General features: G+C 70.2%; 17 protein-coding genes and 1 tRNA gene. 9 read left to right on the top strand and 9 right to left on the bottom strand.

Features of this window, described 5'->3' with window-relative positions; genetic code table 11:
* Nucleotides 1-18 precede the first annotated feature (18 nt).
* From OG906_RS25210 to OG906_RS25185, 6 genes are all read left to right on the top strand, one after another.
* On the top strand, nucleotides 19-579 hold the full coding sequence (locus OG906_RS25210; protein ID WP_329445975.1) for a Tat pathway signal sequence domain protein: 561 nt from the start codon (nucleotides 19-21) through the stop codon (nucleotides 577-579).
* 300 nt (nucleotides 580-879) lie between these two features.
* A complete protein-coding gene (locus tag OG906_RS25205; RefSeq protein WP_053684889.1) occupies nucleotides 880-2,112 on the top strand; it encodes a branched-chain amino acid ABC transporter substrate-binding protein in 1,233 nt (410 codons plus the stop codon).
* 116 nt (nucleotides 2,113-2,228) lie between these two features.
* Nucleotides 2,229-3,158, top strand: coding sequence for a branched-chain amino acid ABC transporter permease (locus OG906_RS25200; protein WP_053684891.1), 930 nt, complete (start codon nucleotides 2,229-2,231; stop codon nucleotides 3,156-3,158).
* Nucleotides 3,159-3,163: 5 nt separating this feature from the next.
* Nucleotides 3,164-4,984: a branched-chain amino acid ABC transporter permease gene (locus OG906_RS25195; protein ID WP_385646916.1), complete on the top strand. Its 1,821-nt coding sequence runs from the start codon at nucleotides 3,164-3,166 to the stop codon at nucleotides 4,982-4,984.
* A 3-nt stretch (nucleotides 4,985-4,987) separates the two neighbouring features.
* The gene (locus tag OG906_RS25190) at nucleotides 4,988-5,881 is read left to right on the top strand and encodes an ABC transporter ATP-binding protein (protein WP_053684895.1); all 894 of its coding nucleotides are present in this window, start codon (nucleotides 4,988-4,990) and stop codon (nucleotides 5,879-5,881) included.
* Complete coding sequence (locus OG906_RS25185) at nucleotides 5,878-6,594, top strand: ABC transporter ATP-binding protein (protein ID WP_053684897.1); 717 nt, start codon at nucleotides 5,878-5,880, stop codon at nucleotides 6,592-6,594. The genes OG906_RS25190 and OG906_RS25185 overlap by 4 nt, the downstream gene beginning before the upstream one ends.
* Nucleotides 6,595-6,661: 67 nt before the next feature.
* Here OG906_RS25185 and OG906_RS25180 read toward each other — a convergent pair whose 3' ends face one another.
* On the bottom strand, nucleotides 6,662-7,339 hold the full coding sequence (locus OG906_RS25180) for an ANTAR domain-containing response regulator (RefSeq protein WP_329445969.1): 678 nt from the start codon (nucleotides 7,337-7,339) through the stop codon (nucleotides 6,662-6,664).
* A 75-nt stretch (nucleotides 7,340-7,414) separates the two neighbouring features.
* Here OG906_RS25180 and OG906_RS25175 point away from each other — a divergent pair.
* Both OG906_RS25175 and OG906_RS25170 read left to right on the top strand, forming a co-directional pair.
* Nucleotides 7,415-7,489, top strand: a tRNA-Leu gene (locus tag OG906_RS25175).
* Nucleotides 7,490-7,598: 109 nt separating this feature from the next.
* On the top strand, nucleotides 7,599-8,360 hold the full coding sequence (locus OG906_RS25170; protein WP_329445967.1) for a helix-turn-helix domain-containing protein: 762 nt from the start codon (nucleotides 7,599-7,601) through the stop codon (nucleotides 8,358-8,360).
* 92 nt (nucleotides 8,361-8,452) lie between these two features.
* Here OG906_RS25170 and pyk read toward each other — a convergent pair whose 3' ends face one another.
* The 3 genes from pyk to OG906_RS25155 form a co-directional block, all read right to left on the bottom strand.
* A complete protein-coding gene (gene pyk, locus OG906_RS25165; RefSeq protein ID WP_267801686.1) occupies nucleotides 8,453-9,880 on the bottom strand; it encodes a pyruvate kinase in 1,428 nt (475 codons plus the stop codon).
* Nucleotides 9,881-10,151: 271 nt separating this feature from the next.
* On the bottom strand, nucleotides 10,152-10,850 hold the full coding sequence (locus OG906_RS25160; protein WP_329445964.1) for an SIMPL domain-containing protein: 699 nt from the start codon (nucleotides 10,848-10,850) through the stop codon (nucleotides 10,152-10,154).
* Between the two features lie 85 nt (nucleotides 10,851-10,935).
* Nucleotides 10,936-12,201: a ricin-type beta-trefoil lectin domain protein gene (locus OG906_RS25155; protein WP_392892089.1), complete on the bottom strand. Its 1,266-nt coding sequence runs from the start codon at nucleotides 12,199-12,201 to the stop codon at nucleotides 10,936-10,938.
* A 278-nt stretch (nucleotides 12,202-12,479) separates the two neighbouring features.
* On the opposite strand from OG906_RS25155, the gene OG906_RS25150 reads away from it, so the two are divergent.
* Entirely contained in the window at nucleotides 12,480-14,282 is a 1,803-nt protein-coding gene (locus tag OG906_RS25150; RefSeq protein WP_329445962.1) for a bifunctional metallophosphatase/5'-nucleotidase, read from the top strand.
* Between the two features lie 22 nt (nucleotides 14,283-14,304).
* Here OG906_RS25150 and OG906_RS25145 read toward each other — a convergent pair whose 3' ends face one another.
* The 5 genes from OG906_RS25145 to OG906_RS25125 all read right to left on the bottom strand — a co-directional run bounded on the left by OG906_RS25145 (nucleotide 14,305) and on the right by OG906_RS25125 (nucleotide 21,418).
* Nucleotides 14,305-15,714 carry a lysine N(6)-hydroxylase/L-ornithine N(5)-oxygenase family protein gene (locus OG906_RS25145; RefSeq protein ID WP_267801682.1) on the bottom strand — a complete coding sequence of 470 codons (1,410 nt, stop codon included), beginning with the start codon at nucleotides 15,712-15,714 and terminating at the stop codon, nucleotides 14,305-14,307.
* The gene (locus OG906_RS25140; RefSeq protein ID WP_329445960.1) at nucleotides 15,711-17,108 is read right to left on the bottom strand and encodes a pyridoxal phosphate-dependent decarboxylase family protein; all 1,398 of its coding nucleotides are present in this window, start codon (nucleotides 17,106-17,108) and stop codon (nucleotides 15,711-15,713) included. The genes OG906_RS25145 and OG906_RS25140 overlap by 4 nt, the downstream gene beginning before the upstream one ends.
* Nucleotides 17,109-17,271: 163 nt before the next feature.
* Complete coding sequence (pepN, locus tag OG906_RS25135; RefSeq protein WP_329445959.1) at nucleotides 17,272-19,776, bottom strand: aminopeptidase N; 2,505 nt, start codon at nucleotides 19,774-19,776, stop codon at nucleotides 17,272-17,274.
* Nucleotides 19,777-19,817: 41 nt separating this feature from the next.
* Entirely contained in the window at nucleotides 19,818-20,138 is a 321-nt protein-coding gene (locus tag OG906_RS25130) for a chorismate mutase (protein WP_266946961.1), read from the bottom strand.
* 110 nt (nucleotides 20,139-20,248) lie between these two features.
* Nucleotides 20,249-21,418, bottom strand: coding sequence for a sensor histidine kinase (locus tag OG906_RS25125; protein ID WP_329445957.1), 1,170 nt, complete (start codon nucleotides 21,416-21,418; stop codon nucleotides 20,249-20,251).
* Nucleotides 21,419-21,462: the final 44 nt, after the last annotated feature.

The raw sequence follows: 21,462 nt of genomic DNA, 5'->3' as shown, positions 1-21,462 counted from the left end.
TCCGACACCGGCCGCCCCGTGCCCGCCGCCGCCCGGTGGGCCCGCGACCGCTACGCGCGCCATCGGCGGGCCGTTCTGGCCCTGGGCGGGCTGACCTGCGCGGTCGTGGTGGCCGCAGGCGCCGTCCGGTTGTACGCGGACCGGCCGCGGCCCGTGGCGTACGTGCCTCCGGCGCCGTCCCAGGTGGTCTCCCTGACCTACCTCGAACCCGTGAAACCTCCCCCTCCGGACGCGGCCTTCGCGTTCACTGTGCGTGTGCGGAACGCCTCCGCGGGCCCCGTCTCGGTGGAGGGCATCGGCCAGCCGTCCCGGGCACTGAGGGTGATGATCCGGCCACCGCTGCCGGTCACGGTGGGTGCGGGGGAAGCACGCGAGGTCGTCGTCCGCATTCTGGCGACCGACTGCGTGCATGTGGCACGGAATTCCGGGCTCCCTTTTCTGGAAGTGACCCTCAGTAATGGATTTCGGAAAGAGCGGCACAGTTACATCCCGGGTGACCGATATGCCAGGGATCTCTCCGTCGCCCTGACCAGGGCCTGTCCCGAAGATCGAGACATCACCGGCGACCCGCCGTCATGAGCAAAACCCGCCAGACACCTGGAAAGTCAGTACTTAAACCGGCCTACGCTCCTGCCGCATCTCAGCATGCGGACAAGACGAACCGGCCGGAATTCCCCCGTTCCACCCGCAGAGATCCGCTATGTATTACGCCGTGGCATAACAAGAGCGTCACATCATTGGCCTCAGCCCTCCATAACGTCCGAAGTCCCGCTTAGAGTCACGGCCAGTCACCGCGACCACCGGATTCCTTTCAGTTCGGTTCCCCGCGTTCGACACGGTGCGTCCCACGGGGGACGCAGTGCCAGGAAAGGACTGATCGTGCGTCAGCGTTCTCTCATTGCCGTGACCGCCGCGCTCGCCGCGGGCGCCCTCACCCTCACCGCCTGTGGCTCCCGCGACGACAAGGGTGGTGACACCGCCGGCGGCGCCACCGCCACGGTCGTCATCGGCGTCGACGCCCCGCTCACCGGTGACCTCTCAGCCCTCGGCCTCGGCATCCGCAACTCCGTCGACCTCGCGGTGCGCCAGGCCAACGAGAAGAAGACCGTCCCCGGCGTCACCTTCAAGATCGAGGCGCTGGACGACCAGGCGCAGGCCTCTTCCGGCCAGCAGAACGCCACCAAGCTCACCGCCAACAAGGACGTCGTCGGCGTCGTCGGCCCGCTGAACTCCTCGGTCTCCGAGTCGATGCAGAAGGTCTTCGACGACGCCAAGCTCGTCCAGATCTCCCCCGCCAACACGAGCCCCTCCCTCTCGCAGGGACCCAAGTGGGCCACCGGCGAGAAGACCCGCACCTACAAGAGCTACTTCCGCACCGCCACCACGGACGCCATCCAGGGCCCGTTCGCGGCGCAGTACCTCTTCAACAAGGCGGGCAAGAAGAAGGTCTTCATCATCGATGACAAGAAGACCTACGGCGCCGGCCTCGCCGGAACCTTCAAGGGCGAGTTCACCAAGCTCGGCGGCGCCGTCGCCGGCGAGGGCCACATCGACCCCGAGTCCAAGGACTTCTCGGCCGTCGTGACCCAGGTCAAGAGCTCCGGCGCCGACGTCGTCTACTACGGCGGCGAGTACCCGGCGGCCGGCCCGCTCAGCAAGCAGATCAAGGCCTCCGGCGCCAACATCCCGCTCGTCGGCGGTGACGGCATCTACGACAAGAAGTACGTCGAGCTCGCCGGCGCCGGCGCCGTGGGCGACTTCGCCACCTCGGTCGGCGCGCCGGTCGAGAGCCTGCCCTCCGCCAAGGAGTTCATCGCCAACTACACCAAGGCCGGCTTCAAGGAGCCCTTCGCCGCCTACGGCGGTTACTCCTACGACTCCGCCTGGGCGATCATCGAGGGCGTCAAGGCCGCCGTCGCCGCCAACGACGGCAAGCTCCCCACCGACGCCCGCGCCAAGGTCCTCGAAGCCGTCCAGAAGGTCTCCTTCGACGGCGTGACCGGCAAGGTCTCCTTCGACGAGTTCGGTGACGCGACCAACAAGCAGCTCACCGTCTACAAGGTCGAGGGCGCCGACTGGAAGTCCGTCGAGTCCGGCACCTTCGGCGGCTGATCCCACCCGCCGGCCACTGATCACCAGCCTGCCGGCACACCATCTCTGCCGCGCGGGGCGCGCACCATAGCGCCCCGCGCGGTGTCACATCCGTCGAAAGACTCGGAGGACCTGCGGTGCACGAACTGCCGCAACAGCTGGTCAACGGCCTGCTACTGGGATCCATGTACGGGCTCGTCGCCATCGGCTACACGATGGTCTATGGCATTGTCCAGCTCATCAACTTCGCCCACGGCGAGATCTTCATGACCGGTGGGTTCGGAGCCCTCACGGTCTGGCTGATGCTCCCCACCGGCACCACCATGTGGGTCGCCCTGCCCCTCATGCTCATAGGCGCGGTCTTCGTGGCCACCACCATCGCCGTCGCAGCGGAACGCTTCGCGTACCGACCCCTGCGCAGCGCACCCCGCCTCGCCCCCCTCATCACCGCCATCGGCCTCTCCATCGCCCTCCAGCAGGCGGTATGGGCCTGGTTCCCCGGCGCCACGAGCTCCCTGGTCTTCCCCGAGATCCCCGGCGGCCCCTTCCACCTCGGCAGCATCACCATCCAGACCGGTGACGTCTTCCTGATGATCGCGGCCCCCGTCTCCATGGCCTTCCTCGGCTTCTTCGTCAAGAAGACCCGTACCGGCCGCGGCATGCAGGCGACGGCCCAGGACCCCGACACCGCCAAGCTCATGGGCATCAACACGGACCGCATCATCACCACCGCGTTCGCCCTCGGAGCCGTCTTCGCCGCCGTCGGAGCAGTCGCCTACGGCCTCAAGTACGGCGAAGTCCAGTTCAAGATGGGCTTCCTGCTCGGCCTCAAGGCCTTCACCGCGGCCGTCCTCGGCGGCATCGGCAACATCTACGGCGCCATGGTCGGCGGTCTCGTCCTCGGTCTCGCCGAAACCCTGACCACCGCCTACGTCGCCGACATCCCCGGCTTCGAACAGCTCGGTGGCCAGTCCTGGGGCAACACCTGGGCGTTCGTACTTCTCATCCTCGTGCTCCTCTTCCGGCCGCAAGGCCTGCTGGGCCAGCGCGTGGCGGACAGGGTGTGACAACCATGACGACCATCACCGCGGAAACCGCGACGCCGACCACCGCACCGCAGAACAAGGGCTTCATCCCCCTCTCCGAGAAGACGGGCCGCGCCCTCGCCACCGCCGGCGGCGCCCTCACCGTCATCTCCGCCTTCCTCGCCTGGACCTGGACCGCCGCCTTCCCCGGAGACCTCACCGTCTACGGCTACCCCGGCGGCATGCAGTGGCTCGTCCTCATCGGCGGCGCCCTCACCACGCTCTTCGCCCTCGCCTCCTACGGGGTCAAGGGCCTGGGCTGGATCGCCCCCGCAGGCACCGACGCGGCCATCAAACTCGCCGCTCTCGCCGCCTTCGTCACCACCTGGTACACCGCCATCGCGATCGTGGTCGAGCTCGGCGCACTCGTCGACCTCGAACCCGGCGCGGGCATCGCCGCCCTCGCCAGCCTCGCCGCGGTCATCGGCGCCTTCGCGCTCCCCTTCGAGCGCCCCACCCTCGAAGGCCCCGACCCGGACGACGGCGACTGGGACAAGTTCAAGCACAACGCCGGAAACCGCTGGACGACCTTCAAGGCCGCCTTCGTCTCCGGCCCCGTCAAGCCGGCCCGCGTGCTCCCCGCCTGGGTCGAGATCCTCCTCATCGCCGCCGTCCTCGGCCTCGCCCTCTTCGTGTTCACGTACGGCATCACCACCCCGTACCAGGAACTCTTCGTCGGCTTCCTGATCACGGCCGGATTCGGCGCCGCCGCGATCAACAAGGCGGGCCTCATGGCCCGGCTGAGCACCCTCACCGCCCGGCACCGCAACGTCGCCCTCGTCGGCGCCTTCGCCGCCGCGGCGGCCTTCCCCCTCACCCAGACCGACGACCAGTACGCGAACCTCGGCGTCAACATCCTGATCTTCGCCACCGTCGCACTCGGCCTGAACATCGTGGTCGGCCTCACCGGCCTCCTCGACCTGGGATACGTCGCCTTCCTCGGCGTCGGTGCCTACACCGCCGCCCTGGTCTCCGGCTCGCCCAACTCGCCCTTCGGAGTGCACTTCCCCTTCTGGGCCGCGCTCCTCGCCGGCGCCGTCGCATCGATGATCTTCGGTGTCCTCATCGGCGCCCCCACGCTGCGCCTGCGCGGCGACTACCTCGCCATCGTCACCCTCGGCTTCGGTGAGATCTTCCGCATCTCCATGAACAACCTCGACGGTGTCTCCGGCCCCGACATCACCAACGGGCCCAACGGCATCGCCAACATCCCGAACATCAACCTCTTCGGGTTCGACTTCGGCGCGGCACACACCATCGCCGGATTCACCATCGGCAGGTTCGCGAACTACTTCCTGCTGATGCTGCTCATCACCCTGATCGTGGTCCTGGTCTTCCGCCGCAGCGCCGAATCCCGCATCGGCCGCGCCTGGGTCGCCATCCGCGAGGACGAGACCGCCGCCGAAGCCATGGGCATCAACGGCTTCCGCGTCAAGCTCATCGCCTTCGCCCTCGGCGCCACCCTCGCCGGCCTCGCCGGAGCCGTCCAGGCCCACGTCCAGTACACGGTCACCCCCGACCAGTACACCTTCGCCAACGCCGTGCCCCCGAACTCCGCGTTCCTGCTCGCCGCGGTAGTCCTCGGCGGCATGGGCACCATCTCCGGACCCCTCGTCGGCGGATCACTGCTCTTCCTGATCCCCAACAAGCTCCAGTTCCTGGGCGAGTACCAGCTCCTCGTCTTCGGTGTCGCACTCATCGTCCTGATGCGCCTGCGCCCCGAGGGCCTCATTCCCAACAAGCGCAACCAGCTCGAACTCCACGACTCGCTCGAAGCGCCCACAGTCCTCGGTAAGGCAGGGGTCTGACCCATGACGACCACCACCACCGACACCCCCGACACCCCCGCCGTCACCACGGCGGAGACCGTCCTCGACGCACGCGGCGTCACGATGCGCTTCGGCGGCCTCACCGCCGTCAAGAACGTCGACCTGACCGTCCGCAGCGGCGAGATCGTCGGACTCATCGGCCCCAACGGCGCCGGCAAGACCACCTTCTTCAACTGCCTCACCGGCCTCTACATCCCCACCGAGGGCGAAGTCCGGTACAAGGGCACGGTCCTGCCCCCCAAGTCGTTCAAGGTCACCGCGGCCGGTGTCGCACGCACCTTCCAGAACATCCGTCTCTTCAACAACATGACGGTCCTGGAAAACGTCCTCGTCGGACGCCACACCCGCACCAAGGTGGGCCTCTGGTCCGCCCTGCTGCGCCTCCCCAGCTTCGGCCGGGAGGAAGCGGCCAGCCGCGACAAGGCCATGGAGCTCCTCACCTTCATCGGGCTGGAGCACAAGGCCGACCACCTCGCGCGGAACCTGCCCTACGGCGAGCAGCGCAAGCTGGAGATCGCCCGGGCACTCGCCAGCGACCCCGGTCTCATCCTCCTGGACGAGCCCACCGCCGGCATGAACCCGCAGGAGACCCGGACCACCGAGGAACTCATCTTCGCCATCCGGGACATGGGCATCGCCGTCCTCGTCATCGAGCACGACATGCGCTTCATCTTCAACCTCTGCGACCGCGTCGCCTGCCTCGTCCAGGGCGAGAAGCTCATCGAGGGCACCGCGACCGAGGTCCAGAGCGACGAGCGCGTCATCGCCGCCTATCTCGGCGAACCCTTCGAAGGCGCCCCCGGCGCCGAGGAAGTCGCGGAGGTCGAGGCCGCCGAGGCGCACAGCACCACCAGCACGGACGGAGAAGACCGGTGACCGCACTCCTGGAGGTCGAGGACCTCCGCGTCGCCTACGGCAAGATCGAAGCCGTCAAGGGCATCTCGTTCAGCGTCGACGCCGGCCAGATCGTCACCCTCATCGGCACCAACGGCGCCGGCAAGACCACCACCCTGCGCACCCTGTCCGGCCTGATCAAACCGCGCGGCGGCCAGATCAAGTTCCAGGGCAAGTCGCTCAAGAAGATCCCCGCGCACGACATCGTCGCGCTCGGACTCGCCCACTCCCCCGAGGGGCGGCACATCTTCCCGCGCATGACCATCGAGGACAACCTCCTCCTCGGCGCCTTCCTCCGCAAGGACAAGGAAGGCATCCAGCAGGACGTCCAGCGCGCCTACGACCTCTTCCCCATCCTGGGCGAACGTCGCAAGCAGGCCGCCGGCACCCTCTCGGGCGGCGAGCAGCAGATGCTCGCCATGGGCCGCGCGCTCATGTCCCGCCCGAAGCTGCTCATGCTCGACGAGCCCTCCATGGGCCTCTCCCCGATCATGATGCAGAAGATCATGGCCACCATCGCCGAGCTCAAGTCACAGGGCACCACCATCCTGCTCGTCGAGCAGAACGCCCAGGCGGCGCTCTCCCTCGCCGACAAGGGCCACGTGATGGAGATCGGCAAGGTCGTCCTCTCCGGACCCGGCCGTGAACTGCTCGTCAACGAGGACGTCCGCAAGGCGTACCTCGGCGAGGACTGATCCCCGCACCCCACGCGTGAGGCCCGCCACCGGATCCCGGTGGCGGGCCTCACGCGTACCCGGGCCCTCAGCCCTTCGCGGCGTTCTTCTTCTCCTCGGCGTCCTCGATGACCGCCTCGGCGACCTGCTGCATCGACATGCGACGGTCCATGGAGGTCTTCTGGATCCACCGGAACGCGGCCGGCTCCGTCAGCCCGTACTGGGTCTGCAGGATGCTCTTCGCCCGGTCCACCAGCTTGCGGGTCTCCAGCCGCAGCGAGAGGTCCGCGACCTCCTTCTCCAACGCCCGCAGCTCCGCGAAGCGCGACACGGCCATCTCGATGGCCGGCACGACGTCGCTCTTGCTGAACGGCTTCACCAGGTACGCCATGGCGCCCGCGTCACGGGCCCGCTCGACCAGGTCGCGCTGCGAGAAGGCGGTCAGCATCAGGACCGGGGCGATGGACTCCTCGGCGATCTTCTCAGCCGCGGAGATCCCGTCGAGCACGGGCATCTTCACGTCGAGGATCACCAGGTCGGGGCGGTGCTCGCGAGCCAGCTCCACAGCGGCCTGGCCGTCGCCGGCCTCGCCGACGACGGAGTACCCCTCCTCTTCGAGCATCTCCTTGAGGTCGAGACGGATGAGCGCCTCGTCCTCGGCGATGACGACGCGCGTCGTCAGCGGCGGAACGTGCGACTGGTCGGCGTCGGGCGTGGGCGTCGACTCGTGCTCGGCGGTCACGGAGGGCTCCTCTATACGGGGCATAACAAGCTCCCCTGAGCCTACCCACCTGCGGTAAGGTGGTCTCGCACAGGGCTCCTCGGAGCCTTTGTTTCGTAGGCCCCAGTACTCCAACTGGTCAGAGAGGCCGCTCTCAAACAGCGGACAGTGTGGGTTCGAATCCCACCTGGGGCACTTTGCTTGCATTCCATGGTCACGCGATCTTCGCGTGACCATCACTCTTTCCGGCGAAGCCCGACGTGATTCCACCGCCGGGCCCGGAGAACACCGCAGGGTCGGGCGCATGTACGACATCGCGACGCGCATGCGCGTCCTGGCCCTGGTGACCGGCGGCCGCAGCGTGAACTCCGTCAGCAAGGAGACCGGGATCTCCCGGTCCGCGATCCGCGCCTGGCAGTCCCGACCGGAGCCCCGTCCCCGACTCCTGCACCACGCCACGCCCTGCCAAGGGCCTGCCGACCAGGCGGCGTACGCGTACCTGCTCGGCCTCTACCTCGGCGACGGATGCATCAGCCCCCACCCCCGCGGCGGGCAGTACCTCCGGATAGCGTGCGCGGACGCGTGGCCGGGTCTCATCGAGCACTGCCGGGTCGCGATCACGGCGGTCCGGCCGGGCGACACGGTCTCCGTGCAACAGAAGCAGGGCTGCGTGGCCGTGACCGCTTACGGACACCATTGGACCTGCCTGTTCCCCCAGCACGGGCCCGGGAGGAAGCACGAGCGGCCGATCGTGCTCGAAGACTGGCAGCGGGAGATCGTGGACGCGCGTCCCTGGGAGTTCCTGCGGGGGTTGATCCACTCCGACGGGTGTCGGATCACCAACTGGACCACTCGCATCGTGGGTGGGGTGTCCAAGCGGTACGAGTACCCGCGGTACTTCTTCACCAACACCTCGGACGACATCCGGCGCCTCTGTACCGACACGATGACCAGGGTCGGTGTCCGGTGGACGGTCCTGGCGCGGGGCGGTGATCCGTTCAACGTGTCCGTGGCTCGGAAGGAGTCGGTCGCGCTGATGGACGCGCACATCGGGCCGAAGCACTAGCGATGACCGCGTCGGGCGGGCCCGACGCGGTGCGGTGCGTGCGTGGTGTGGTGTGGTGCGTGCGTGGTGCGGTGGCCTGGTCCGGGGTCGGGTCAGCGGACGGGGTCGCCGATGTGGTGGACGCGGACGAGGTTGGTGGAGCCGGTGACGCCGGGGGGCGAGCCGGCGGTGATGACGACGATGTCGCCGGGAACGCAGCGTCCGATGCGCAGGAGTTCCTCCTCGACCTGGGCGACCATGGCGTCCGTGGAGTCGACGTGGGGGCCGAGGAAGGTCTCGACGCCCCAGGTGAGGTTGAGTTGGGAGCGGGTGGCGGAGTCGGGGGTGAAGGCGAGGAGGGGGATGGGCGAGCGGTAGCGGGAGAGTCGGCGGACGGTGTCCCCGCTCTGGGTGAAGGCGACGAGGAACTTGGCGCCGAGGAAGTCGCCCATCTCGGCGGCGGCGCGGGCCACGGCTCCGCCCTGGGTGCGGGGCTTGTTGCGGTCGGTGAGGGGCGGGAGGCCCTTTTCGAGGATGTCCTCTTCGGCGGCTTCGACGATGCGGGCCATGGTGGCGACGGTTTCGACGGGGTACTTGCCCACGCTGGTCTCGCCGGAGAGCATGACCGCGTCGGTGCCGTCGATGACGGCGTTGGCGACGTCGGAGGCCTCGGCGCGGGTGGGGCGGGAGTTCTCGATCATCGAGTCGAGCATCTGGGTGGCGACGATGACGGGCTTGGCATTGCGCTTGGCCAGTTTGACGGCGCGCTTCTGGACGATGGGGACCTGTTCGAGGGGCATTTCGACGCCGAGGTCGCCGCGGGCGACCATGATGCCGTCGAAGGCGGCGACGATGTCGTCGATGTTCTCGACGGCCTGGGGCTTCTCGATCTTGGCGATGACGGGGAGGCGTCGGCCTTCCTCGTCCATGATGCGGTGGACGTCGTCGATGTCGCGGCCGCTGCGGACGAAGGAGAGGGCGATGACGTCGGCGCCGGTGCGCAGGGCCCAGCGGAGGTCTTCGATGTCCTTCTCGGAGAGGGCGGGGACGGAGACGGCGACGCCGGGGAGGTTGAGTCCCTTGTGGTCGGAGACCATGCCGCCTTCGATGACGAGGGTGCGGACGCGGGGTCCGTCGACGTCGATGACCTGGAGGGTGACGCGTCCGTCGTCGACGAGGATGCGTTCGCCGATGGAGACGTCGGCCGCGAGGCCCTTGTAGGTGGTGCCGCAGGTGTGACGGTCGCCCTCGTGGTCTTCGACGGTGATGGTGAACTCGTCGCCGCGTTCAAGGAGTACGGGGCCTTCGAGGAAGCGGCCGAGGCGGATCTTCGGGCCTTGAAGGTCGGCGAGGATGCCGACGCTGCGGCCCGTCTCGTCGGACGCCTTGCGCACGCGGTGGTAACGCTCCTCGTGTTCGGCGTAGGTGCCGTGGCTGAGGTTGAGGCGGGCGATGTCCATTCCGACTTCGACCAGGGCTTTGATCTGGTCGTATGAGTCGGTGGCGGGGCCCAGGGTACATACGATTTTTGCTCGACGCATGAGTCGAGCGTATGCCCCTACCAGGCAGTAGGAAATTGGTTCCGGGTGTCCACTCAACAACCTTTGGGCGAAAGCTTGTTGACATTACTTGAATGTGCGTGGGGGTGCTCTGATGAGCACCCCCGAAGCACCGTTCCTGGGGGTTTTCCCGGCCCTCGGGTGGGGGCTCGTTCACCGATTCGGTGGCCGAGTCCGGCCGTCCCGTCCTTGACGTCGCGGGGTCGGGGCGGGCGCCCGTCCCCGTCGGGTGGCGCGGTCGCGTGCGCGTCGTTCAGAGCTGCGGCGGGGTCATGGTGAAGCGGGCGTTGACCTGGGCGTACACGGTCTGGCGCTGGGGTTCGAGGTCCAGGGGCGGGGCGGTGGCGTCCTCGGCGGCGCTGAAGGCCATGGTGCGCATGCCGCCGCCGGCCAGCGGGTAGGGCGAGGCGTTCTCGGCGCCGAGGTCCGCGAGTTCGACGAGCGCGGACAGGTGGGCGCCGAGGGCCTCGGCGTATTCGCGGGCGCGCTGGACGGCTTCGAGCACGGCTTGGCGGCGGGCCTGGCCGTGGGCGGGCGAGGTGGGGCGCAGGGCCCACCAGGGGCCGTCGACGCTGGTGAGTTCGAGGTCGGCGAGGCGGGTGGTGAGTTCGCCGAGGGTGGTGAAGTCGTTGAGTTCGGCCGTGATGGTGACGCGTCCGTGGTAGGCGCGGATGCGTTCGCCGCGGCCGTGGCGGGTCAGTTCGGGGGTGATGGAGAAGGTGCCGGTTTCGAGCTTCTCGACGGGGTCGCCGTAGCCCTTGATGAGGTCGAGGACGGCGGTGTTGCGGCGGGTGAGGTCTTCGAGTGCGGACCGGCGGTCGGTGCCGCGGGCGCTGACGGTGATGCCGATGCGGGCGATCTCGGGGTCGACTTCGATGCGGGCTTCGCCGCAGACGGCGACGCGGGGTACCTCGGGGGTTCCGTACGGCTGGGGTGTGGCGTCGTGAGTCATGGTTTCACTGTCGCACTGTCGCCGGGGGTGTGGCGGAAGGCCGGGGCTCCTTTCGGCCCCGGCCCGGCGGGATCGGTGAGCCGGCCTAGGGGGCCGTCCATTTCTGGTTGGGGGTTCCGCCGCAGGTCCAGATCTGGAGGCGGGTTCCGTTGGCGGGGTTGTTGCCCGTGACGTCGAGGCACTTGTTCGCCTGCGGGTTGACGATGTCGCGGGCGGCGGGGAGGGCCCAGCGTTGGGCGGGGGTGCCGTTGCAGTCGTAGAGCTGGACGGGGGCGCCGTCGTTGGTGGCGCCGGCGGTCACGTCGAGGCATTTGCCGAGGGCGCGGAGGGTGCCGTCGGCAGCGACGGTCCATTGTTGTGCGGGGGTGCCGTTGCAGTCGTGGAGTTGGACGGGGGTGCCGTTGGCGGGGTTGGCGCCCGCCACGTCGACGCATTTGCCGGCGAGGCCGGTGATGGGGCCGGTGCGGCCGGTTCCGCTGTCGGAGGTGGTGACGCGGACGTGGTCGACGACGAGTTGCTGCGGGAAGGTGGTGCCGGCGTCGGGGTCGCCGGGCCAGTAGCCGCCGACGGCGAGGTTGAGGATCAGGAAGAAGGGCTTGTTGAAGGCCCAGGCGCGGCCGCCGAGGTCGGCGGGGGTGCGGCGTTGGTAGACGGTGCCGTCGACCGACCAGGTGACGGAGTCGGGGGCCCAGTCGACGGCGAAGGTGTGGAAGGCGTCGGCGAAGGCCTGGCCGCCGGGGAGGGTGTAGGCGGCGCCGATGCCGCCGGAGCCGGAGTAGCCGGGTCCGTGGAGGGTGCCGTGGACGGTGGAGGGTTCGAAGCCGACGTTTTCCATGACGTCGATCTCGCCGGAGGCGGGCCAGCCGACCTGGCCGATGTCGTTGCCGAGCATCCAGAAGGCGGGCCACATGCCCTGGCCGCGCGGGACCTTGAGTCGGGCTTCGACGTGTCCGTACGTCTGGGTGAAGCGGCCGGCGGTGTTGAGGCGGGCGGAGGTGTATTCGCAGCGTCCGTACCAGCAGGAGTAGTTGGCGGGGTTCTCGCGGCGGGCGGTGATGACGAGGTGCCCTTGGCCGTCGAGGGCGGCGTTGGCGTTGCCGGCGGTGTAGTACTGCCGTTCGTGGTTGTTGACGTTGTCGCCGGTCTCGGTCTGCCATTTGGCCGGGTCGGGGGCGGTTCCGGCGGGGCCGTCGAAGGTGTCGGAGAATCCGGCGGCCGCGGTGGTGATCGCGGCGGGGGCGGCGGGGCGGGCTTCGCCGGCGGCGGTGGAGGGGGCGGTGACGGCGCTCCAGCACAGGAGGGCCAGGGCGCCTAACGCGGTGACGCGCAGGGATGCGGTGCGTGGGGGCACGGGATCACTTCACTTCTCGTGGGGGGCGGTGGGGGGCGGCAGGGGCCGCCGGACGGAGCATGCGCATGACAAGCCCTCACACGGAGGGAGCATGGGGCGTCCGTGCGCTGCTTAGTTCAAGACTTGATTGAAGTCTCGTGGGCCCGGGTGCGTCAAGACGCGCGCGCCGACCCGGCGTTGCGTCGGTCACCGGATCGCAACCTGGCGGGGGTGTTGCGCATTGTTACCCGTGGGTCAGAATCTACGCGCGTTGTTCACGCCTCAAAAGGGGAGATGGCATGGCGTTCGACCGTAGGACTTTCATCGGCAGCACGGCGGCGACGGGTGCGGCCGTGGCGTTGGCGGGGGCCACGAGCTCCCCGGCCGCCGCCGCCCAGGACGGATCGAAGGGGTCCGGTCCGCGGACCTACTCCTTCACCGTGATGGGTACGACCGATCTGCACGGAAACGTTTTCAACTGGGACTACTTCACGGACAAGGAGTTCGACGACAAGGCGCACAACGACGTCGGTCTGGCGAAGATCTCCACGCTGGTGAACCGGGTGCGGGCGCAGAAGGGTCGGCGCAACACGCTGCTGATCGACGCCGGTGACACGATCCAGGGCACCCAGCTGTCGTACTACTACGCGAAGGTCGACCCGATCACGGCGCGTCGCGGTCCGGTGCACCCGATGGCTCAGGCGATGAACGCGATCGGCTACGACGCGGCGGCGCTGGGCAACCACGAGTTCAACTACGGGATCCCCGTGCTGCGCAAGTTCGAGGAGCAGTGCGACTTCCCGCTGTTGGGGGCGAACGCGCTGGACGCGAAGACGCTGCGGCCGGCGTTCCCGCCGTACAGCGTCCACCGGCTGCGGACCCCGTGCGGGCGGGACGTGAAGGTGGCGGTGCTGGGGCTGACGAACCCGGGCATCGCGATCTGGGACAAGGCCAACGTGCAGGGGAAGATGACGTTCCCGGGGCTGGAGGAGCAGGCGGCGAAGTACGTGCCGAAGCTGCGCTCGATGGGTGCGGACGTGGTGATCGTGTCGGCGCACTCGGGTTCGAGCGGTACGTCCAGCTACGGGGACCAGTTGCCGCACATCGAGAACGCGGCGGGTCTGGTGGCCGAGCAGGTGCCGGGGATCGACGCGATCCTGGTGGGTCACGCGCACACGGAGATCCCGGAGTACCGCGTGAAGAACAAGGCGACCGGCAAGGACGTGGTGCTGTCGGAGCCGTTGAAGTGGGGCCAGCGGCTGACGCTGTTCGACTTCGAGCTGACGTGGTCGAAGGGCTCCTGGTCGGTGGCGAAGGTGTCGGCGCAGGTGCTGAACTCGAACGAGGTGGCGGAGGACCCGAAGATCGTCCGACTGCTGTCGGACGAGCACCGCAAGGTCGTCGGTTACGTGAACCAGGTGATCGGGACGTCGACGCAGGCGATGTCCTCGGCGGACGGCCCGGTCAAGGACGTGCCGATCATCGACCTGATCAACCACGTGCAGGCGGAGACGGTGAAGGCCGCGCTGGCGGGCGGCGAGTGGGCTGCGCTGCCGGTGCTGTCGCAGGCCTCGTGCTTCTCGCGGACGGCGGCGATACCGGCCGGGCAGGTCACGATCAAGGACGCGGCGGGGCTGTACCCGTTCGAGAACACGCTGGAGGCGCGGCTGCTGACGGGTGCGCAGGTGAAGGACTACCTGGAGTACTCGGCGCGGTACTACGTGCAGACGGCTCCGGGGGCGCCGGTGGATCCGGCGAAGCTGACGAACGCGGAGGGCATCCCGGACTACAACTACGACGCGGTGTACGGGCTGACGTACGACGTGGACGTCGCGCAGCCCGTGGGGTCCCGGATCACGGGGCTGTCCTTCCAGGGGAAGGCGGTGGACCCGGCGGCGCGGTTCGTGCTCGCGGTGAACAACTACCGGGCCTCGGGTGGCGGCAACTTCCCGCACGTCCCGCAGGCCAGGCAGTTGTGGGCCAACTCGGACGAGATCCGCAACGTGATCATCCAGTGGGTGAAGGTGAAGGGGACGGTGGACCCGGCGCAGTTCGCCTCGGTGGACTGGCGGCTGACGCGGGCCGGGGTGCCGGTCTTCTAGTCGGGGGTCCGTGAGCCGCCTTTCAAGGGTGTTCGACCAGTGGGAGCAGTTCGCCCGCGGGATGGGGGCGGGTGTGCTCCCGCTGGTCGAGGCCGAAGGTGGTGAAGGCGGTGCGGGCGGGCTGGGGGTAGGGGTTCTTGCCCGTCAGGGTGTTGAGGATGCCGGCGCTGCGCCAGGCGGCGAGGCCGAGGTCGGGGGCTCCGACGCCGTGGGTGTGGCGTTCGCCGTTCTGGACGAAGACGCTGCCGGTGACGGCGGGGTCGAGGATCATGCGGTGGCGTTCGTCGATGCGGGGGCGGCCGGAGGAGTCCTTGCGCAGGTAGGGGTCGAGTCCTGCGAGGAGGCTGGTGAGGGGCCGTTCGCGGTAGCCGGTGGCGAGGACGACGGCGTCGGTGGTGAGGCGGGAGCGGACGCCTTGTTGGGTGTGTTCGAGGTGGAGTTCCACCTTGGTGGTCGCGACGCGGCCGGCGGTGCGGACGCTGACTCCGGGGGTGAGGACGGCGTCGGGCCAGCCGCCGTGGAGGGTGCGCCGGTACAGCTCTTCGTGGATGGCGGCGATGGTGGCGGCGTCGATGCCCTTGTGGAGTTGCCATTGGGCGGGGACGAGTCGGTCGCGGACCGGTTCGGGGAGGGCGTGGAAGTAGCGGGTGTAGTCGGGCGTGAAGTGTTCCAGGCCGAGCTTGGAGTACTCCATGGGGGCGAAGGCCTCGGTGCGGGCGAGCCAGGTGAGGCCCTCGCGGCCGGCGGGGCGGGCGCGGAGCAGGTCGAGGAAGACCTCGGCGCCGGACTGACCGGAGCCGATGACGGTGACGTGTGCGGCTCCGAGGACGCGTTCGCGGTTGTCGAGGTACTCGGATGAGTGGATGACGGGGACGGTGGGCGCTTCGGCGAGGGGGCGCAGGGGTTCGGGTACGTAGGGGGCGGTGCCGACGCCCAGGACGAGGTTGCGGGTGTGGGCGCGGCCGAGGGCCTCTGCTTCGCCGTCGGTGTCGAGTTGGGTGAAGTCGACTTCGAAGAGGTCGCGTTCGGGGTTCCAGCGGACGGCGTCGACCTGGTGGCCGAAGTGGAGTCCGGGGAGGCGTTCGGCGACCCAGCGGCAGTAGGCGTCGTATTCGGAGCGCTGGATGTGGAGTTGCTCGGCGAAGTAGAAGGGGTAGAGCCGTTCCTTGTGCCTGAGGTGGTTGAGGAAGCTCCAGGGGCTCGCCGGGTCGGCGAGGGTGACGAGGTCCGCGAGGAAGGGGACCTGGAGGGTGGCGCCGTCGATGAGGAGGCCGGGGTGCCAGCGGAAGTCCCTGCGCTGGTCGTAGAAGGCGGTGGCGAGTTCGCCGACGCCTTGTCTGGGGAGGCCGTCGGCCAGGGCGGCGAGGGACAGGTTGAAGGGACCGATGCCGATTCCGACGAGGTCGTGGGGGGTGTCGAGTTGCGCGGTCATCGGTGGGCGCTGCCTTCCAGGAGGGTGACGAGGGTGTCCAGGTCCCCCGCCGTGGTGTGGGGGTTGAGCAGGGTGGCCTTGAGCCAGAGGCGGCCGTCGGCGGTGGCGCGGCCGAGTACGGCGGCGCCGTCGAGGAGGAGGGTGCGGCGCAGGCCCGCGAGCTGCTCGTCGTCCATGGGGGTGGGGCGGAAGAGGACGGTGCTGATGGTGGGGTGGGCGTGGAGTTCGAAGCCGGGGTGGGCGTCGAGGAGTTCGGCGAGGTGGTGGGCGGCGGCGCAGGTCCCGTCGATGAGGCGGGCGAGGCCGTCGCGGCCGAGGGAGCGCAGGGTGACGGCGATCTTGAGGATGTCGGGGCGGCGGGTGGTGCGCAGGGAGCGGCCGAGGAGGTCGGGGAGGCCGGCTTCGGTGTCGTCGGTGGCGTTGAGGTAGTCGGCCTGGTGGCCGAGGGGGGCCAGCAGGCGGGTGTCGGGGACGGCGAGGAGGCCTGCGGCGACGGGCTGCCAGCCGAGTTTGTGCAGGTCGAGGGTGATGGACTGGGCGCGGGAGAGCCCGGTGAGTTGGTGGCGGTGGTGGGGGCTCAGCCGGAGGAGGCCTCCGTACGCGGCGTCGACGTGGAGGTCGGCGCCGTGGTGGCGGCAGAGGTCGGCGAGGGGCTCCAGGGGGTCGATGAGTCCCGCGTCGGTGGTGCCGGCGGTGGCGGTGACGAGGATGGGTCCGTCGAGGCGGGTGAGGGCTTCGGCGAGGCGGGCGGGGTCCAGGACGCCGGCGGGGGTGGGCACGGTGACGGTGGGGGGCAGGCCGAGGAGCCATGCGGAGCGGGGGACGGAGTGGTGGGCGCTCGCGCCGTGGACGACGGTGAGGCGGGGGCCGTGGCGTTCGCGGGCGAGGAGCAGGGCGAGTTGGTTGGCCTCGGTGCCGCCGGTGGTGACGAGGGCGTCGGGGTGCGGGGTGTCGTAGTACTCGGCGGCGAGGGCGCGGGTGAGGAGCGCTTCGAGGGTGGAGGCGGCGGGGGCCTGGTCCCAGGAGTCCATCGAGGGGTTGAGGGCCGCGGCGGCGAGGTCGGCGGCGACCGCGACGGCGAGGGGTGGGCAGTGCAGGTGGGCGGCGCAGAGCGGGTCGGCGGGGTCGGCGGCGCCTGCGGCGAGGGTGTGGACGAGGGTGCGCAGGGCTTCGTGGTCGCCGGCGCCGCGGGTGGGGAGTACGTCGCCCAGCGCGTCGGTGACGCGGGCGGTGACGGCGGCGGGGCCGCCGGCGGGGAGGGGGCCGGCGCGTTCGGCGGCGCCGCTGCGCAGGGCGTCGAGGACGGTGTCGAGGAGGGGCCGCAGGGCGTCGGCGCCGCCGCGGCCTCCGGCGAGCGGGGGCGGCGGTGGCGGGGTGCCGGGCGGCGGGGTCATCCGGTGTCCTTCGCGGAGGCGGGCGGGAACGGCCTGGTCGTTCCCGCCCAGCACAACGATCAGACCCGAATGGGGTAACCGCCGGGGTTTGTCCGCCCGTCCGGTCTCGGCCGGGTGTTCGGTCGGACCGGCCCGGGGGGCGTTCCCGTGTGCGGGCCGGCGGTCAGCCGTTGCCGCGGACGCGCAGGGCGCGGGCGAGGTCGTCGAGCTGGTCGACGAGTTGGCGGCGCAGCAGCGGGATGATGTCGGTGTCCTCCAGGCAGGCGCGGCCGGCGCGGAGGTTGGCCTCGTCGACGGCGTGCGAGGGGAAGGCCCACCGTCCGACGGCCTGGCCGATGGCGGGGCCGCGGCGGGAGCCGAGGGCGACGGCCTCGGGGTAGTAGCGCGGGACGTAGTCCTGGACGAGTTCGGCCTGTTCGGGCTGCCAGAAGCCGGAGGCGGTGGCTTTGAAGAGGTAATTGGACAGGGAGTCGTCGTGGAACATGCGCTGCCAGGCGGCGGCCTTGGCCTCGGGGGTGGGGAGCGCGGCACGGCAGCGGGCGGCGCCCTCTTCCCCGGTGGCGCTGGGGTCGTCGGCGAGGGCGTTGTCGATGTCGGTGTCGGTGACGGCGCCGAGGACGGCGAGTCGGGCGAGGATGCGCCAGCGCAGTTCGGGGTCGAGTTCGGGGCCGCCGGGGACGGTGCCGTCGGCGAGCCAGCCGGCGAGGGTGTCGGGCTGGGTGGCGCTGTCGATGTGGACGCGGACGGCGGCGAGGCGCAGGCCGGGGTCGGAGCCGTCCTCGGTGCGGCGCATCAGGGCGCGGGCGACGGTGGTGAGGGTGGTGAGGGCGGCGGTGCGACGGCCGGGGGCGACGTAGTGGGCGGCGACGCGGTTGCGGGCGAAGCCGAGGACGCCCTGGACGATCGCGAGGTCGTTCTCTTCGGGGAGGTGGGCGTGCGCGGTCTCCAGGTAGGACTCGGGTTCCAGTTCGCCGTCGCGGACCATGTCGCGCAGGGAGTTCCAGACGACGGCGCGGGTGAGCGGGCCGGGGATGCGGGACAGGCCGCGCAGGGCGGTTTCCTCGGAGACGGCGTCGAAGCGGATCTTGACGTAGCCGAGGTCCTGGTCGTTGAGGAGGATCAGGTCGGGTCGCGGGCCGCTCGCGGAGACGACGTCGGCGCTGGGGACGTCCAGGTCGAGGTGTTCGCGCAGTTCCAGGCCGCCGGTGGGGTCGCGGTCGTAGAGGCCGACGGCGATGTGGTGGGGGCGGCTGCCGTGGTGGTCGACGGTCAGGGTCCAGCCGGTGTCGCCGGCCTCGACGCGGGGGGTGAGGGTGTCGACGCCGGTGGTGCGCAGCCAGGTGTCGGCCCAGGTGTGGACGTCGCGTTCGGTGTGGGCGGCGAGGGAGTCCACGAAGTCGGCGAGGGAGGCGTTGGCGAACTTGTGGCGCGCGAAGTGGGTGTTGATGCCGGCGAGGAAGTCCTTCTCGCCGAGCCAGGCGACGAGTTGGCGCAGGGCCGAGGCGCCCTTGGCGTAGGAGATGCCGTCGAAGTTGAGGAGGGCGGAGGCGGTGTCGGGGACGTCCTCGGGGGCGGGGGCGACGGGGTGGGTGGAGGGGCGCTGGTCGGCCTCGTAGCCCCAGGGCTTGCGCTCCATGCCGAACTCGGTCCAGGTGTCGGTGAAGCCGGTGGCCTCGACGAGGGTCTGGTAGCCCATGTACTCGGCGAAGGACTCGTTGAGCCAGATGTCGTCGAACCAGCGCAGGGTGACGAGGTCGCCGAACCACATGTGGGCCATCTCGTGGGCGATGACCATGGCGCGGCCCTGGCGTTCGGTGTCGGTGACGGCCGAGCGGAAGATGAACTCGTCGCGGAAGGTGACCAGGCCGGGGTTCTCCATGGCGCCGGCGTTGAACTCGGGGACGAACGCCTGGTCGTAGGAGTCGAACGGGTAGGGCTCGGCGAACTTCTCGTGGTAGCGGTCGAAGCAGGCGGTGGTGACGGAGAGGATCTCGTCGGCGTCGGCGTCGAGGTGGGGTGCGAGGGACTGCCGGCAGTGGAGGGCGAAGGGCAGGCCGGCGTGGTCGGTGCGCACGGTGTGCCAGGGTCCGCCGGCGATCGCGGCGAGGTAGGTGGGGATCGCGGGCGTGGGCGCGGAGGTCCAGGTGCCGGCGCCGTCCTCGGGCCGGTCGGCTCCGCGGGTGGTGATGCCGTTGGCGAGGACGGTCCAGTGGGCGGGGGCGGTGACGGTGAAGGCGAAGACGGCCTTCAGGTCGGGCTGGTCGAAGGCGGGGAAGACCCGCTGGACGTCGTCCAGGAACATCTGGGAGTAGACGTACGTCTCGCCGTCCGCGGGGTCGGTGAAGCGGTGCAGGCCCTCGCCGGTGCGGGAGTAGTTCATGCGGGCATGGACGCGCAGCTCGTGGGGGCCTTGGGTGAGCCCGGTGAGCGGGAGGCGGTTGCCGGTGAGGCCGGCGGGGTCGACGGGGTGGCCGTCGAGCTCGACGGAGCGCAGTTCGTCCGGTTTCAGCTCGACGAAGGTGTCACCCGAGGCGCGGGCCGTGAACCGGATGACGGTGGTGGAGGTGAAGGTCTCGTCACCGGTGGTGAGGTCGAGGGTGACGTCGTAGTGGTGGACGTCGAGGAGCCGGGCTCGGAGCTGCGCTTCGTTGCGCGTCAATGCGGACATGGGGCCCATGCTGCCTGATGGGTCGGGCGGGCCCCAGGGGCCTACTCCTCGCCGGCGGCGATCGTCTCGTGGTGGCGGATGACCTCGGCGATGATGAAGTTGAGGAGTTTCTCCGCGAAGGCCGGATCGAGTTTGGCGTTCTCGGCGAGCTGGCGCAGGCGGGCGATCTGGCTGGCCTCGCGGCCGGGGTCGGCGGGGGGCAGCTGGTGGCGGGCCTTGAGGTGGCCGACCTGCTGGGTGCACTTGAAGCGCTCGGCGAGCATGTGGACCACGGCCGCGTCGATGTTGTCGATGCTGTCGCGCAGGCGGGACAGCTCGGCGGTGACGTTCTCGTGGGCCTCGTCGGTGTCGCTGTGGTTCATGGTTCCCGAGAATACGTGGCGGACGCGACGGGTTCCTCGGCACCTCGACCGGTGAGACGGTCGGCGGGGTCGGGGCGGGGTCCGGCGGGCACGGGACGGCCCGAAAGGGGCTAGAGGGCCTGGAGGGGCAGGGTGGCGGTGACGAGCCAGCCGCCTTCGGGGGCGGGGCCGGCGGTGAGGGAGCCGCCGAGGGCCTCGGCGCGTTCGGCCATTCCGGCGAGGCCGTAGCCGCCGCCGCGGGCGTTCTCGGAGAGGCGGGCGGGGTGGCCGCCGTCGTCCTCGACGCGTACTTCGAGGCCGGCGGGGACGGTGCGCAGGGCGATGTGGACGGTGGTGGCCGTCGCCGCGTGTTTGCCGATGTTGGTGAGGGCTTCGAGGACGATGCGGTGCGCGGTGGCGGCCACGTCGGCGGGGAGCCGGGTCTCCAGGCCTTCCTCGATGCTGAGGGTGACGGGCGGGCCGGTGACGGCGAAGCGTTCGGTGAGTGCGCGCAGGTCCGCGAGGCCGGCGACGGGGGTGGTTCCGGCGGAGGTGTCGCCGCCGCCGGTCTCGTCCTCGCGGAGGATCTTGACGAGGCGGCGCATGGAGCCGAGGGCCTCGTCGCCGGCGGTCTCGATGCGGCCGAGGATCTCGGCGGCGCGGTCGGCGCCGGCTCCGGTGAAGCGGGCGGCGCGGGCCTCGACGACGATGCCGGTGACGTGGTGGGCGACGAGGTCGTGGAGTTCGCGGGCGAGCTCCAGGCGTTCGGCGGTGCGGACGGCGCGCAGTTCGCGGACGCGTTGGACGGACTGGAGGCGCAGGAGCAGGGAGTACGCGCCGACGACGACGGCGAGGACGGAGAAGAGCAGGGTGAACCGGCCGGGGTCGGTGTCGCGCACGGGGACGGCCATGCAGCCGAGGCCGAGAAGGGGACCGAGGATGGCGGCGGTGCGGGCGGGGGCGCGGAGCAGGACCTGGGAGAGCAGGACGAGCAGGGCGATGGCCTCGCCGGCGCCCCACACGACGAGGGGGTGGTTGCCGAAGATCAGCAGGAGGGTGGCGGTCCAGGTGATGGCGGCGGCGAACCAGGCGCGGGTGAGCAGGGGGATGCGGGGCCAGGGCGCGGCGCTGAGGCAGACGAGGATCCCGGACACCCACACGGTGGCGTGCGGGGCGCTGGGCTGACGGGCCAGGACGATGCCTTCGAAGGTGACGAGGCCGAGGAGGAGCAGCGAGAGGGTGACGCGGAGCAGCCGGGCGGCGCGGGGGTGGCGGCGGGTCCAGGAGGCGAGGGGGCTCATCGCGACGGTCGCGGCCGGTCGGGGTCGGTACGGAAGGCCGGGGA

This window comes from Streptomyces sp. NBC_01426 (assembly GCF_036231985.1).
Lineage (GTDB): Bacteria > Actinomycetota > Actinomycetes > Streptomycetales > Streptomycetaceae > Streptomyces.
The sequence above is the reverse complement of the archived record's forward strand: the minus strand, read 5'-3'. Positions and strand labels throughout refer to the sequence as shown.